Source organism: Corallococcus aberystwythensis (genome assembly GCF_003612165.1).
GTDB lineage: Bacteria > Myxococcota > Myxococcia > Myxococcales > Myxococcaceae > Corallococcus > Corallococcus aberystwythensis.
In genome coordinates, this window is sequence record NZ_RAWK01000531.1 from 1 (window position 1) to 1,462 (window position 1,462).

The 1,462-nt window shown below is 70.1% G+C and carries 2 protein-coding genes; both read left to right on the forward strand.

Annotated features, from left to right (window positions below):
* The first annotated feature begins 256 nt into the window (after positions 1-256).
* Positions 257-517, forward strand: coding sequence for a phosphopantetheine-binding protein (locus D7W81_RS41225; RefSeq protein ID WP_120560745.1), 261 nt, complete (start codon positions 257-259; stop codon positions 515-517).
* Positions 518-605: 88 nt separating this feature from the next.
* Entirely contained in the window at positions 606-1,205 is a 600-nt protein-coding gene (locus D7W81_RS41230) for a 2,3-bisphosphoglycerate-dependent phosphoglycerate mutase (protein ID WP_120560746.1), read from the forward strand.
* Positions 1,206-1,462 lie beyond the last annotated feature (257 nt).

Here is a 1,462-nt window from a genome sequence, read left to right on the forward strand (position 1 = left end):
GGTTGCGCCAGAACCCCCGCGCATCCGCCGCCCCCGGAAAGCGCAGGGCCAGGCCCACCACCGCTACCGCCATCAACGGCTCGGAGGCCGTCGCTTCGCTCGCGTTCGCGTCGTCCATGCCGGCCAGACTGCCAGGGACGACCGGAGCCCGGGGAGCCACCAAGCCCGCCTGCCTGCCCTGGTGCTGTCAGACTTGACGCGGTAGTTCTATTTTCCTCAATTTGCGGTCTGTCCATCACCTCCTGGAGGAGCCCCCATGACCACACAGAGCGCCGTCCCCTCGCCCATGGAGGCGCGGCTGGCCGGGTACTGGCAGGAGCTGCTGGGCGTGGACGCCGTGCGGCCGGAGGACCACTTCCTGGAGGTGGGGGGCAACTCGCTCTTGGCCACGATGCTGGCCAACCGCATCGAGGACGACCTGGGCCTCCAGGTGGGCATGGTGGACCTGTTCAACACGCTGAGCGCGGTGGCGGCCGTCTGCGAGCGACTCCAGTCGGAGTCCCAGGCCACCGGCTGACGGCGCGTGGCCGCAAGACGACGGGCCGGGCGGGTGGACGGGGCTTGCCTCTTTTCCCCCCGCCCCCGGTTGGGCTAGCAGGGGGGCCATGCCCATCCTCGCCCTCGTCCGTCATGGTCAGTCTCTCTGGAACCTCGAGAACCGCTTCACCGGCTTCGTGGACGTGCCCCTCACCGAGCAGGGCCGCAACGAGGCCCGCAAGGCCGCGGACGCCCTCCAGGGCGTGAAGTTCGACGTCGCCTACACCTCCGCCCTCACCCGCGCGCAGCAGACGCTGGCCATCCTGCTGGAGGCGCTGGGGCAGACCCCGCCCGTCATCCGCGACGCGGCCCTCAACGAGCGCCACTACGGCGACCTGCAGGGCCTCAACAAGGCGGACGCCGCCAAGGAGTTCGGCGAGAAGCAGGTCCACATCTGGCGCCGCTCCTTCGACGTGCCGCCCCCCAACGGCGAGTCCCTGGAGATGACCGCCAAGCGCGTGCTGCCCTTCTACGACCGGTCCATCGCGGGCGACCTGCGCCAGGGCAAGAACGTGCTCGTCGTGGCGCACGGCAACTCCAACCGCTCGCTGGTGATGCGCCTGGACAAGCTGTCCGGTGAGACGGTCGTGGGCCTGGAGCTCGCCACGGGCGTGCCGCTCGTCTACGAGATTGGCGCCGACGGCCAGGTCGTCTCCAAGCGCGGCTGAAGAAGCAGCCTGACGCCTCGTGGCGTGCAGGGCCTGAAGGGTGTTCCGGGAGGGGGGCTTGAATCAGCGGCCCTTCGTCCCGTCAGATGGGAGGAAGCAAGAACACCCCCAAGGATGCACACCATGAAGGCCCTGACCCTCGCAGTTGTCCTGCTCTCCTCCGCCGCGGCCCTGGCCCAGACGACGCCCCGCGCGGAGGACTCGGTCAACATCGCTGGTGGCGCGGAGTTCCGCCGCCCCCCGCCCCCGGGCCACTC

Coding starts and splice junctions, on each gene's coding strand:
- D7W81_RS41225 (WP_120560745.1), top strand. CDS start 257: ATGACCACACAGAGCGCCGTCCCCTCGCCCATGGAGGCGCGGCTGGCC.
- D7W81_RS41230 (WP_120560746.1), top strand. CDS start 606: ATGCCCATCCTCGCCCTCGTCCGTCATGGTCAGTCTCTCTGGAACCTC.